The 13,268-nt window shown below is 67.3% G+C and carries 11 protein-coding genes; 6 read left to right on the top strand and 5 right to left on the bottom strand.

Translation table 11 applies throughout. The features are described from left to right. Positions 1–96: 96 nt before the first annotated feature. From ACQY5A_RS13295 to rpmF, 5 genes are all read right to left on the bottom strand, one after another. A complete protein-coding gene (locus tag ACQY5A_RS13295; protein WP_428340818.1) occupies positions 97–582 on the bottom strand; it encodes a MogA/MoaB family molybdenum cofactor biosynthesis protein in 486 nt (161 codons plus the stop codon). Positions 583–629: 47 nt separating this feature from the next. Further along, positions 630–2,093, bottom strand: coding sequence for a trypsin-like peptidase domain-containing protein (locus tag ACQY5A_RS13290; protein ID WP_428340817.1), 1,464 nt, complete (start codon positions 2,091–2,093; stop codon positions 630–632). Positions 2,094–2,155: 62 nt separating this feature from the next. Further along, positions 2,156–3,694, bottom strand: a complete 1,539-nt coding sequence (locus ACQY5A_RS13285; protein ID WP_428340816.1) for an ATP-binding protein — start codon at positions 3,692–3,694, stop codon at positions 2,156–2,158. Then, positions 3,694–4,380: a response regulator transcription factor gene (locus ACQY5A_RS13280; RefSeq protein ID WP_428341502.1), complete on the bottom strand. Its 687-nt coding sequence runs from the start codon at positions 4,378–4,380 to the stop codon at positions 3,694–3,696. The genes ACQY5A_RS13285 and ACQY5A_RS13280 overlap by 1 nt, the downstream gene beginning before the upstream one ends. Before the next feature lie 108 nt (positions 4,381–4,488). After that, on the bottom strand, positions 4,489–4,662 hold the full coding sequence (rpmF, locus tag ACQY5A_RS13275) for a 50S ribosomal protein L32 (protein WP_428340815.1): 174 nt from the start codon (positions 4,660–4,662) through the stop codon (positions 4,489–4,491). A 174-nt stretch (positions 4,663–4,836) separates the two neighbouring features. Here rpmF and ACQY5A_RS13270 point away from each other — a divergent pair, with 174 nt between their 5' ends. From ACQY5A_RS13270 to ACQY5A_RS13245, 6 genes are read left to right on the top strand one after another with little or no spacing between them, the layout of a single operon-like run. After that, a complete protein-coding gene (locus ACQY5A_RS13270) occupies positions 4,837–6,549 on the top strand; it encodes an acyclic terpene utilization AtuA family protein (RefSeq protein ID WP_428340814.1) in 1,713 nt (570 codons plus the stop codon). Positions 6,550–6,562: 13 nt separating this feature from the next. After that, positions 6,563–7,711, top strand: a complete 1,149-nt coding sequence (locus ACQY5A_RS13265; protein WP_428340813.1) for an acyl-CoA dehydrogenase family protein — start codon at positions 6,563–6,565, stop codon at positions 7,709–7,711. Then, on the top strand, positions 7,708–9,303 hold the full coding sequence (locus ACQY5A_RS13260) for an acyl-CoA carboxylase subunit beta (RefSeq protein WP_428340812.1): 1,596 nt from the start codon (positions 7,708–7,710) through the stop codon (positions 9,301–9,303). The genes ACQY5A_RS13265 and ACQY5A_RS13260 overlap by 4 nt, the downstream gene beginning before the upstream one ends. A 5-nt stretch (positions 9,304–9,308) precedes the next feature. Beyond that, positions 9,309–11,303: a biotin carboxylase N-terminal domain-containing protein gene (locus ACQY5A_RS13255; protein WP_428340811.1), complete on the top strand. Its 1,995-nt coding sequence runs from the start codon at positions 9,309–9,311 to the stop codon at positions 11,301–11,303. After that, positions 11,300–12,466, top strand: a complete 1,167-nt coding sequence (locus tag ACQY5A_RS13250; RefSeq protein WP_428340810.1) for an acyl-CoA dehydrogenase family protein — start codon at positions 11,300–11,302, stop codon at positions 12,464–12,466. Before ACQY5A_RS13255 ends, ACQY5A_RS13250 begins: the two co-directional genes overlap by 4 nt. Beyond that, the gene (locus ACQY5A_RS13245) at positions 12,466–13,239 is read left to right on the top strand and encodes an enoyl-CoA hydratase family protein (protein ID WP_428340809.1); all 774 of its coding nucleotides are present in this window, start codon (positions 12,466–12,468) and stop codon (positions 13,237–13,239) included. Before ACQY5A_RS13250 ends, ACQY5A_RS13245 begins: the two co-directional genes overlap by 1 nt. The last annotated feature ends 29 nt before the right edge of the window (positions 13,240–13,268 follow it).

The following is a 13,268-nucleotide window of genomic DNA, read 5'->3' as shown; positions in this document are numbered from 1 at the left end:
CCTCGACGTCTCGACTCACGTCCGGGTCACGTTCGTCTGCCGACGTCTGGGGTGACGCGTCGCGGTCGTCGCCGGCCGGCCTGCTCATAGCGAGCGTCAGATCTCCAGGCTGGAGAGCTGGCCGATGATCTGGGCCGCCAACGGATTGAGCGTTGCCATGCCGTCGCGCACCGCATACCGGGAACCGGCGAGGTTCACCACCAGCGTGCTGCCGGAGATGCCGGCCAGACCGCGCGACAGACCCGCCTCGATGATGCCCGCCGACAGCCCCGAGGCGCGGATGGCTTCGGCAATCCCGGCGACCAAGCGGTCGAGGATGTCCAGCGTCGCCTCCGGTGTGACGTCGCGGGGAGTCACCCCGGTGCCGCCGACCGACACGACCAGGTCCACTCCCCCGATCACCGCGGTGTTGAGCGCGTTGCGGATCTCCACCTCGTCGGAGGCGACGGCGATCGCGCCGTCGACCACGAAGCCGGCTTCGGTGAGCAGCTCGGTGACCAACGGACCGGCGTGGTCCTCGTCGCCGTGATCGTCGACAACGACGACCAGTGCCCTGCCGATCAAGTCCGCACCCTGTTCCATGGCTGCAACCGTATATCTGGCGTCCGACGATGGCGCGGCGGCTCTGGTCACTGTTGGGCCTTGCCCAAGGTGACCTGGATCTTCTTGGTTTGGCCGGACGGATCCTTGATCGTCAGCGTCACCTTGTCGCCGGGCGCCTTGGATCGGACCGCGGCCACCAGCGCATCAGCGCTGTTGACCGTGCGGTCGTCGACTTTGGTGACGACGACTCCGCCGGGCAGGCCGGCGGCCGCGGCCGCGCCGTTGGGGACGACCTCGACGACCTTGGCGCCGGGGGTGTCCTTGTCGTTGGTGACCTGCACACCCAACGAAGCGTGTGACGCGGTACCAGAGCTGATCAGCTCGTCGGCGATGCGCTTGGCCTGGTCGACCGGAATCGCGAAACCCAGCCCGATCGAACCGCTCTGAGCGTCCGGCGAGTCACCGCCGAGCGTGGCGATCGCCGAGTTGACGCCGACCAGCTGTCCGCTCATGTTGACCAGCGCGCCACCGGAGTTACCGGGGTTGATCGCGGCGTCGGTCTGAATGGCGTCCAGCACGGTGTTCTGGTTGCCGCTCTCTCCGGTGGTCGACACCGGCCGGTTGAGCGCGCTGACGATACCGGTGGTCACCGTGCCCGACAGGCCCAGCGGTGAACCGACCGCCATCACAGGCTGGCCGACATGCAGATTGGCCGACGACCCGATGTTGATCGGCGTCAGACCCGAAACACCTTGCACGCGAACCACTGCGACGTCCGTGGTGGGGTCCGCACCGACGACGGTGAACTCCGCGGTGCGCCCGTCAGAGAACGTCACCGTGGTCTTCGGCTTGCCACCGCCGCCACCGGGAGGGGCCGGCTGGTCGGGATCGGGACCGGGGCCGTTGGGGTCGTCATCGGGACCCGGACCCTGGTGTTCGGGGTTCGGACGCCCGTGCGACGGCGCAGGTGCCTTGCCGGGGTTGGCCGCCGTGGCGACGACGTGGTTGTTGGTCAGGATCAGGCCATCCGCGGACAGGATGATGCCGGAGCCCTCTTCGGACGCACGCCCGAGGTTGGTCTCGAGCATGACGACGCTGGGCACCACCTTGGCTGCCACCTGCTCGACACTGCCGACCGGCGCGTTCGAGGCCGGCATGCCGGGCGTGGCCCCACCGGGCATCGCACCGTCGGCGATCGAGGAGAGCTGCCCGTGATGCGCAATCACCGAGGCGGCCGCACCGCCGATGCCGGCCGAGACCACGGCGACGACTACCGCACCGACTGTTAATGCGCCTGCGCGAGAACGCTTTCGAGGCGCGGACAACTGGGGCGGCGGTCCGCCGGCGGGGTGCGTGGAGTGCCCGGCCTGCCCGGCGAACGGACCGTACGCCTGCCGGTATTGCGGCTGCTGGCCCTGCCGCCACTCGTAGCCCTGCGGGTAGGTTTGCTGCTGCCCATAACCGGAATGGCCTGCAGTCCCACCCTGATCGGACGCCGGACGGTATCCGTGTTGCTGCGGCGGTGGCGAATACCTCGGGTGATTCGTCATGTCGCTAGTGCTCTTTCCTGTGTTCAGGTGCGGTCGTACAGATCCAGAGAGTAACTGGATTACTACCTTGCCTGCGTGGTCTGTGATTCGACTGAGATAACGCTCTTCGGTCCGACAGAGTTCCCCGGAATTGTTGGCTCGTTAACATTCGGCGCGGCGTCACCATCTGACGGGTACTCCACCGCGGCCGGTATCGGCTGTCCCGGGAGCAAGACGTAGATGGACGTTCCCGGCGGCTCACCACCCGGAACGGTCTCCTCCACGCGAAGCTTGCCGCCGTGTTTGAGCACCACCTGTTTCACGATCGCCAGCCCCAGCCCCGAACCGGGCACGGCCCGCGCCGTTATCGAGCGGAAGAACCGCTCGAAGACCAGTTCGCGCTCCTGTTCCGGAATGCCCGGTCCGTGGTCGGACACCACCAGCTCGGCATGCGTCGTGTTGAGCTGGTGGAGCCGTACACCGACATGCTCCCCCGACGGGCTCCACTTGGCGGCGTTGTCCATCAAGTTCAGCACCGCCCGCGACAGGCCCGCGGAGTCGCCGTAGACCTGCCAGGGCGCGACCTCGACGTCGAACTCGACATCCATGCGGCGCCGCCGAACCCGCTCCAGCGACCGCTCGACGACCTCACTCATATCGACCGGCTCGTGAATCACTTCGCCGGCATCGGCGCGGGTGAGATCCACCAAATCGCCTACCAGCGTGGACAATTCCTCGATTTGTCCGATCACGTCGGTCCGCAGGTCAACCATTTCCTGCTCAGGTATCGGCGGGGCACCGGGTGCGCTCGAAGCCATCAGCAGCTCCACGTTGGTGCGCAGCGAGGTCAGCGGAGTCCGCAGCTCGTGACCCGCGTCGGCGACCAGCCGGGTCTGGCGTTCCCGGGATTCGGCGAGAGCCCGCAGCATCATGTTGAAAGCCTCAGTGAGCCTTGCTAATTCATCGCTGCCATAGACCGGTATGGGCCTCAGGTCGTCGGTGCGCGCCACTCGCTCGGCGGCGCCAGTCAGTCGGCCCACCGGTCGCAGGCCGGCCTGGGTGACCATGCCACCGGCCACCGCGGCGACGGCCATGCCGACCCCGCCGACGATGAGCAGCACCCAGCGCAGTTTGGTCATCACGGCGTCGGTCGGCGCGAGGCTCTTGGAGATCAACAACGAACTACCGTTCGGCAGATGCACGGCCAGTACCCGCTGGTTGGCGGCGGTGCGCCGGGACATGAACAGGTCGCCGCGGATGACGGCCTTCTCCTGCTGCCCGACCGGCAGCGTCTGGCCCTCCTGGTTGGCAGTGAAGATCGACCGGCCTGGCGTCACCAGCATCGCGTTGACGTCCGAATATGCCGTTCCCTCAATGGCTTTCGCCGGATCAGCAGCAAGCGACCCGCTGGCGATCAGCAGCTGCGCCCGGCTCTGCAGCTGGTTGTCGATGTCCTTGTACAGCGCGGCGGAGATCACTGCGTACACCGCGACGGCCATCAGGATGACCACCATGGCCACCATCGACATGGCCAGCATCATCACCCGCCACCGCAGTGACAGGGACGTACTGGTCCGCAGCGGAACCCTGCTTCGCCGACGGAGCAGGGATCTCAGGGGCATCAGGGAGGAGTTTCGCGAAGCACGTAACCCACACCGCGCACGGTGTGGATCAATCGTGACTCGCCGTTGGCCTCGGTCTTGCGACGCAGGTAGCCGACATACACCTCGAGCGCATTACCCGACGTGGGGAAATCAAAACCCCACACCTCCTCGAGAATGCGGCTGCGCGTCAATACCCGTCGCGGATTGGCGATCAACATCTCCAGCAACGCGAATTCGGTGCGGGTCAGGCTGATCTGACGTTGACCGCGGGTGACTTCACGCGTCACCGAATCGAGTGTCAGGTCCGCGAACGTCATCGCCACGGACTCCGACGAGTCGTCGATTCTCGTGCGGCGCAGCAATGCTCGCATCCGCGCCAGCAGCTCTTCCAGAGCGAACGGCTTGGGCAGGTAATCGTCGGCGCCGGCGTCGAGGCCGGCGACGCGCTCGGAGATGGTGTCGCGGGCGGTCAGCACCAGGATCGGCAGATCGTCGCCGGTGCTGCGCAACTGCCTGCACACCTCCAGGCCATCCAGCCGGGGCATCATCACGTCGAGGACGAGCCCGTCGGGCCGGTCCGCAGTGATCATTTCCAGGGCTTCAACGCCGTCCTCGGCCAGCGCGACCGAGTAGCCGTTGAAGGACAGCGACCTACGCAATGACTCGCGCACAGCGCGGTCGTCGTCGACGACAAGAATTCGCACGGCCACCAGTTTTATCCAATCTCCTGTGAACGCGCTGAGAGGTGGGCAAAACCGACTGCCGCAAATTGCTCACACAAAAGCCGGGAGACGATGCTCACAGCAAACAAGTTAGCGTCGGTCGAGGTCAATCAGACCGAGGCGCGCCGCCTTCAGAAACCGACGCGGCACCTTGTGCTGCTTACCGGCCACCGTCACACTCACCAGTTCCGGCTTCTCAGCCTTCCATTGCGCGCGTCGGCTACGGGTGTTCGAGCGCGACATCCGCCGCTTTGGCACAGCCATGATCAGGCCTTACTCCTGGTAGGGGGGTCGCCGCGAAAAATTCCTCGACAGCGACGTCTGGGACAATGGTAATGGCTGACCTGCTGCGGTCAAAAATGAGCCGTTGAGTTCGCCTGCCGCCTTGACGCGGCACCGCCGGTACCGGCTAACCTACCGGTTGGTTGGTACATCCCAATGAAGGGTAAGACACGAGTGGCGGCGCTGGTTCGGATCGGAAACTGCTCGGGGTTCTACGGTGACCGGCATTCTGCGATGCGCGAAATGTTGACCGGCGGCGAGCTCGACTACCTGACCGGCGATTATCTGGCCGAGCTGACCATGCTGATCCTCGGCCGCGACCGGATGAAACATCCTGAGCGCGGTTACGCCAAGACCTTCCTGACCCAGCTCGAGGAATGCCTGGGTCTCGCTCAGGACCGCGGCGTGCGGATCGTCGCCAACGCCGGCGGCCTCAATCCCGCCGGGCTCGCCGACGCGGTGCGCGCGCTGGCCCAGCGCTTGGGCGTGCCGGTCCGGGTGGCCCACGTCGACGGGGACGACCTGTCGGGCCGCGCCGAAGAACTGGGGCTGGGCACACCGCTGACGGCCAACGCGTACCTGGGCGCCTGGGGCATCGTCGACTGCCTGAACGACGGCGCGGAGATCGTCGTCACTGGCCGGGTGACCGACGCCTCGGTGACGGTCGGGCCCGCGGCCGCCCACTTCGGCTGGAGCCGGACCGACTACGACCGCCTCGCCGGCGCGGTGGTCGCCGGGCACGTCATCGAATGCGGCATCCAGGCCACCGGCGGCAACTTCTCGTTCTTCACCGAAGTGCCCGAACTGACCTATGCCGGCTTCCCGCTGGCTGAGATCCACGCCGACGGTTCGTCGGTGATCACCAAGCAACCGGGCACCGGCGGGCTGGTCAGCGTCGACACCGTCACCGCGCAGCTGCTCTACGAGATCACCGGCGCACGCTACGCCAACCCCGACGCGACCGCCCGGATGGACAGCATCGAGCTCTCCTCCGACGGTGCCGACCGGGTGCGGATCACCGGCGTGACCGGCGAACCGCCGCCGCCCACCTACAAGGTGTCGCTGAACAGCATCGGCGGCTTCCGCAACGCGACAACGTTCGTGCTGACCGGTCTGGACATCGACGCCAAGGCGGATCTGGTCCGGCGGCAGCTGGAATCCTCGCTGAGCGTCAAACCAGCCGAGTTGGAGTGGACGCTGGCCAGGACCGACCACGCCGACGCCGACACCGAGGAAGCGGCCAGCGCGCTGCTGCGTTGCGTCGTCCGCGATCCCGACCCCGCCAACGTCGGACGCCCATTCTCCGCGGCCGCAGTGGAATTGGCGCTGGCCAGCTACCCGGGTTTCACCGTCACCGCGCCGCCGGGAGACGGCCAGGTGTACGGGATTTACACGCCCGGCTATGTCGATGCCGCCGAGGTCGCGCACGCCGCCGTCCACGCCGACGGCGCGCGCGTTGAAATCGCCTGCGCCACAGACACTCTCGAGCTGATGCCAGCAGCGGTGCCGTCGTTGCCGGAGCCGTTGGCCGGCGGGCCGACGCAGCGGGTGCCGCTCGGCCGGATCGCCGGCGCCCGCAGCGGCGACAAGGGCGGGTCGGCCAACGTCGGTGTCTGGGTCCGCACCGACGAGCAGTGGCGCTGGCTGGCCAACACGCTGACCGTCGAGCTGCTGCAAGAGCTGTTGCCCGAGACTGCCGCTCTGCCGGTGACCCGGCATCTGCTGCCCAACCTGCGCGCGGTGAACTTCGTCATCGAGGAGATCCTCGGCCAGGGCGTCGCCTACCAGGCACGGTTCGACCCCCAGGCCAAAGGACTCGGCGAGTGGCTGCGCAGCCGCCATGTCGACATTCCAGCAGCGTTGCTGTGAGAGAAGGGTAGTTGTGAGCATCTGGACCACGCTGGAGCGCGATGCGCTCCGTAAGACCGTGCGCTCGTTCGCCGAACGGGAGATCCTGCCGCACATCGACGAGTGGGAACGCAGCGGTGACCTGCCGCGCGAATTGCACCGCGCCGCGGGAGAAGCAGGCCTGCTGGGCGCGAACTTCCCCGAGGAGGTCGGCGGCGGCGGTGGCGACAGCGCCGACGCGGTGATCGTCTGCGAAGAGCTGCACCAGGCCGGCGTACCCGGTGGCGTGTTCGCCTCGCTGTTCACCTGCGGCATCGCGGTGCCGCACATGATCGCCTCGGGCGACCGGCGGCTGATCGAGGAATTCGTCCGACCGACGCTGGCCGGAGAAAAGATCGGCTCGCTGGCCATCACCGAACCCGGCGGCGGCTCCGATGTCGGACACCTGCGCACCACGGCGACCCGCTCCGGTGATCGGTACATCGTCAACGGCGCCAAGACCTACATCACCTCCGCGGTGCGCGCCGACTTCGTCGTCACCGCAGTGCGCACCGGCGGCCCTGGCGCAGGAGGGGTTTCGCTACTACTCGTCGAGAAGGGCACGCCCGGGTTCGAGGTTAGCCGCAAACTGGACAAGATGGGCTGGCGGTCCTCGGACACCGCCGAGCTGTCCTACGCCGACGCGGCCGTTCCGGTGGAGAATCTGGTCGGCGCCGAGAACACCGGCTTCGCCCAGATCGCCGAGGCGTTCGTCTCTGAGCGCATCGCCCTTGCCGCGCAGGCGTATTCGAGCGCCCAGCGTTGCCTGGACATCACCGTTCAGTGGTGTCGCGACCGGCAGACGTTCGGCCGGCCGCTGATCTCGCGGCAGTCCGTGCAGAACACGCTGGCCGAGATGGCCCGCCGGGTTGACGTCGCGCGCGTCTACTCGCACCACGTGGTCGAGCGACAGATGGCCGGCGAGACCAACCTGATCGCCGAGGTGTGCTTCGCCAAGAACACCGCGGTCGAGGCGGGCGAATGGGTGGCCAACCAAGGCGTTCAACTGTTCGGCGGCATGGGATACATGGCCGAGTCGGAAATCGAACGCCAATACCGCGACATGCGGATCCTGGGCATCGGCGGCGGGACCACCGAGATCCTGACCTCGCTGGCCGCCAAACTGCTGGGCTTCCAGTCGTGACCGCCCTGAAGTCCACACTCGACCCCAAGAGCGACGCTTACACCGCGGCGGCGTCGGCTGCGGAGTCGCGGCTCGAGGAGATCGGCGCCGAACTGGCCACGGCGCTGGGCGGTGGTGGCGCGAAATATGTTGAGCGCCATCATGACCGCGGCAAGCTGACCGCCCGGGAGCGCATCGAGCTGCTGGTCGACGCGGACGCACCGTTCCTGGAACTGAGTCCGCTGGCGGCCTACGGCAGCGCCTTTCACGTCGGTGCCAGCATGGTGACCGGCATCGGCGTCGTCGGCGGCGTGGAATGCGTTATCGTCGCGAACGACCCGACGGTCAAAGGGGGCACCAGCAACCCGTGGACATTCAAAAAGGTGCTGCGGGCCAACGCGATCGCGCTGCAGAACCGACTCCCGGTGATCTCGCTGGTGGAATCCGGCGGTGCGGACCTACCCACCCAGAAGGAAGTGTTCGTTCCCGGTGGCCAGTTGTTCCGCGACCTGACCCGGCTGTCAGCGGCCGGAATCCCGACCATCGCTTTGGTTTTCGGCAACTCGACCGCGGGCGGGGCCTACGTGCCAGGCATGTCCGACCACGTGGTGATGATCAAGGAACGCTCGAAGGTGTTCCTGGCCGGTCCCCCGCTGGTGAAGATGGCGACCGGTGAGGAATCCGACGACGAATCGCTCGGTGGCGCCGAAATGCACGCCCGGACCTCGGGTTTGGCCGACTACTTCGCCGTCGACGAACTGGACGCGATCCGGATCGGGCGCCGCATCGTCGCCCGGCTCAACTGGGTGAAGCAGGGCCCGACGCCCGCACCGGTGGTCGCTCCACTGTTCGACGCCGCGGAGCTGATCGGCATCGTCCCGGCGGATCTGCGCATCCCGTTTGACCCCCGCGAGGTGATCGCGCGCATCGTGGACGGCTCCGAATTCGACGAGTTCAAGGCCATGTACGGCTCGTCACTGGTCACCGGCTGGGCCCGGCTGCACGGCTATCCGCTGGGCATCTTGGCCAACGCCCGGGGCGTGCTGTTCAGCGAGGAATCCCAGAAGGCCACCCAGTTCATCCAGCTGGCCAACCGCTCCAACACGCCACTGTTGTTTCTGCACAACACGACTGGCTACATGGTCGGTAAGGACTACGAGGAAGGCGGCATGATCAAGCACGGTTCGATGATGATCAACGCGGTCTCGAACTCGACCGTCCCGCATATCTCGCTGCTGATCGGCGCATCCTACGGCGCCGGCCACTACGGCATGTGCGGCCGGGCCTACGACCCGCGGTTCCTGTTCGCCTGGCCCAGCGCTAAATCCGCGGTGATGGGCGGGGCTCAACTGGCCGGCGTGCTTTCCATCGTGAGCCGCGCCGCGACGGAAGCCCGCGGCCAACAGGTCGACGAAGACGCCGACGCGGCGATGCGCGCCGCCGTCGAAGGCCAGATCGAAGCCGAGTCGCTGCCGTTGGTGATGTCCGGGATGCTCTACGACGACGGGGTGATTGACCCCCGCGACACCCGCTCGGTGTTGGGAATGTGTTTGTCCGCCATCGCCAATGGCCCGATCAAAGGGACGTCGAACTTCGGCGTCTTCCGGATGTGACGCTCATGGGAATCACTCGAGTTCTGGTGGCCAATCGCGGCGAGATCGCGCGACGGGTCTTCGCGACCTGTCGTAATCTCGGCCTGGGTACCGTCGCGGTGTACACCGACCCCGACGCCGCCGCCCCACACGTCGCCGAGGCGGACGCCGCGGTGCGACTGCCGCAGGCAGGCGACTATCTGAACGCCGAGGCGATCATTGCGGCGGCCCGCGCGGCCGGCGCCGACGCGATTCATCCGGGTTACGGATTCCTCTCGGAGAACGCCGATTTCGCCGCCGCCGTGCAAGCCGCCGGGCTGGCCTGGATCGGGCCGTCGGTGGAGGCGGTGCGCGCCATGGGCTCCAAGATCGAATCCAAGAAGATGATGGCCGCGGCCGGCGTTCCGGTGCTCGAGGAACTCGATCCCGACGCCGTCACCGCCGGCCAGTTGCCGGTGCTGGTGAAGGCATCGTCCGGCGGCGGCGGGCGCGGAATGCGGGTGGTCGACCAATTGGACGCGCTACCAAGCGAAGTCGCTGCGGCGCAGCGCGAGGCCCAGTCTGCGTTCGGTGACCCCACGGTGTTCTGCGAGCGTTACCTGCCGACCGGACACCACGTCGAAGTCCAGGTGATGGCCGATGCGCACGGCACGGTCTGGGCGGTCGGCGAGCGGGAATGCTCGATCCAGCGCCGCCACCAGAAGATCATCGAAGAAGCACCGTCGCCCTTGGTGGAGCGCATACCGGGGATGCGGGCCAGGCTGTTCGAGGCCGCCCGGCTGGCGGCAAGCGCGATCGCCTACACCGGTGCGGGGACGGTGGAGTTCCTCGCCGACGATGACGGCGAATTCTTCTTCCTGGAGATGAACACCCGGCTGCAGGTCGAGCACCCCGTCACCGAGGAGACCACCGGCCTCGATCTGGTCGAGCTGCAGATTGTGGTCGCCGACGGTGGCCGCCTGGGCGCCGAACCGCCTGCGGCGCATGGTTCGTCGATCGAGGCCCGGCTGTACGCCGAGGACCCCGCGCAGAATTGGCAGCCCCAGGCCGGTCCGGTTCATCGCATCGACATTCCCGCGGCCCGAACCGAATTCGCCACGCTCAGGGCACGCACCGGAATCCGGCTGGACTCCGGAATCGTCGACGGGTCGGTGGTGTCGATTCACTACGACCCGATGCTGGCCAAGGTGATCTCGTACGCCCCGACCAGGCAGCAGGCGGCTCTGGTGCTGGCCGACGCGCTGGCCCGGGCACAACTGCACGGTCTGCGCACCAACCGCGACCTGCTGGTGAACGTGCTGCGGTATCCGGCATTCCTCGACGGCGCCACCGACACAGCGTTCTTCGAGACGCACGGCTTGGCGAAACTGGCCGCTCCACTGGCCGACGAGGCGGTCGTGCGGCTGTCGGCGGTCGCGGCGGCGCTGGCTGACGCGGCCGACAACCGTGCAAAAGCCGTCGTGCTGGGCTCACTGCCCAGCGGCTGGCGCAACCTGGCGTCGGGTTATCAGGTCAAGACCTACGTTGACGACGCCGGCGACGAGCATCACATCGAATACCGTTTCGGCCGAACGGGATTGATGCTGGCAGGCGACGACACCGTCGAGCTGGTGTCGGCATCTGCGGATGGGGTGGTGCTGGCCGACGACCAGGGCGTGGCGCGCCGCTTCGCCGTCGCCCGCCACGATCAGGACGTCTATGTCGACTCCGCGCAAGGGCCGGTGCACCTTGTCGCGCTGCCGCGCTTCCCCGAACCGGGATCGGCTGTTGAGAAGGGCTCGCTCGTTGCGCCCATGCCCGGCAACGTGATCCGGCTCGGCGCCGCGGTCGGCGACACCGTCACCGCCGGCCAGCCGCTGATCTGGCTGGAGGCGATGAAGATGGAGCACACCATCACCGCGCCGGCCGACGGGGTGCTGGCTGAACTCGATGTCGACACCGGCCAACAGGTCGAAGTCGGCGCCGTCCTGGCGCGCGTGGACGCGCCCCATGATCGCGAAGCAGAAGGAGAACCATCATGACCGACAGCTTTTTCATCGAGAACGAAGACCGCCAGGCGCTGCGCAAGTCGGTGTCCGAGTGGGCATCCAAGTTCGGCAGCGAATACTACCTGAAGAAGGCCCGCGCTCAGGAGCACACCGACGAACTGTGGTCCGAGGCAGGCAAACTCGGCTTTCTGGGCGTCAACCTGCCCGAGGAGTACGGCGGCGGCGGCGCCGGAATGTACGAGCTGTCGCTGGTGATGGAGGAGATGGCGGCCGCCGGCAGCGCACTGCTACTGATGGTCGTCTCGCCGGCCATCAACGGCACGATCATCTCCAAGTTCGGCACCGAGGAGCAGAAGAAGCGCTGGGTCCCCGGTATCGCCGACGGAAGCGTCACGATGGCGTTCGCGATCACCGAACCCGACGCCGGATCCAACTCGCACAAGATCACCACCACGGCCCGCCGCGACGGCAGCGACTGGATCCTCAAGGGGCAGAAGGTCTACATCTCCGGAGTCGATCAGGCGCAGGCGGTGCTGGTGGTCGCGCGCTCCGAGGAGGCCAAGACCGGCAAGTTGCGGCCCGCATTGTTCGTGGTGCCCACCGACACACCCGGCTTCACCTACACCCCGATCGACATGGAGATCATCAGCCCGGAACGGCAGTTCCAGGTGTTCATCGACGACGTTCGGCTGCCCAGCGACGCGCTCGTCGGCGCCGAAGATGCAGCAATTGCACAGCTTTTCGCCGGACTGAACCCCGAGCGCATCATGGGCGCAGCCAGCAGCGTCGGCATGGGCCGCTTCGCGCTCGACCGGGCCGCTGACTACGTCAAGACCCGCCAGGTGTGGGGAACACCGATCGGCGCGCACCAGGGACTGTCACATCCGTTGGCGCAGTGCCACATCGAGGTCGAGCTGGCCAAGCTGATGATGCAGAAAGCTGCGACGCTCTACGACAGCGGCGACGACGGTGGCGCGGCGACGGCAGCCAACATGGCCAAATATGCTGCGGCCGAAGCGGCTACCCGCTCGGTCGATCAGGCCGTGCAGTCAATGGGCGGCAACGGGCTGACCAAGGAGTACGGCGTGGCGGCGATGATGGCCTCGGCCCGGCTCGGCCGGATCGCGCCGGTCAGCCGGGAGATGGTGCTCAACTTCGTCGCGCAGACATCGCTCGGCCTGCCCCGCAGCTACTGATGGACACCCTGGTCGAATATGCCGTCAACGCGCATGTCGCGCGGCTGACGCTGAATTCGCCGCATAACCGCAACGCGCTGTCGGCTGCGTTGGTCGGCCAGTTGCATCAAGGCCTGCGCGATGCGGCGGACGATCCCGCGGTGCGGGTCGTCGTCCTCGGCCACACCGGCAACACCTTCTGCGCCGGCGCCGATCTCTCCCAGGGCTCGTCGGCCAGCTCGGACCCGGGTGAAGCAACGGCGCAGCGGTCCAGGGAAATGGCGGCGCTGCTGCGAGCCATCGTCGAGGCCCCGCTGCCGGTAATCGTCGCGGTCGACGGCCACGTCCGCGCCGGCGGTATGGGTCTGGTGGCCGCGGCCGACATCGCCGTCGCCGGACCGCGCAGCACCTTCGCGCTGACCGAGGCCCGGATCGGCGTGGCGCCGGCGATCATCTCGCTGACCCTGTTGCCGAAGCTGTCTGCCCGCGCTGCCGCGCGCTATTACCTGACGGGTGAGACGTTCGACGCTGCCACCGCCGCGGCGATCGGTCTGATCACGGTGGCAACCGACGATGTCGACTCCGCGCTGGCGTCGCTGGTCGCTGACATCGGCCGCGGCTCGCCGCAGGGTCTTGCGGCATCCAAGGCGCTGACCACGGCCGCCGTGCTGGATGGATTCGATCGCGACGCCAAGCGACTCGGCTCCGAATCGGCCCGGCTGTTCGTCTCCGACGAAGCCCGCGAAGGCATGCTGGCGTTCCTGGAGAAACGGCCGCCGCGCTGGGCCATCTGACGACGATCCGGGCCGGGCAATAGGATCCC

It is taken from the genome of Mycobacterium sp. (assembly GCF_965277065.1).
Lineage (GTDB): Bacteria > Actinomycetota > Actinomycetes > Mycobacteriales > Mycobacteriaceae > Mycobacterium.
Note: the sequence above shows the minus strand (reverse complement) of the source record. Positions and strands in the feature narration are given on the sequence as shown.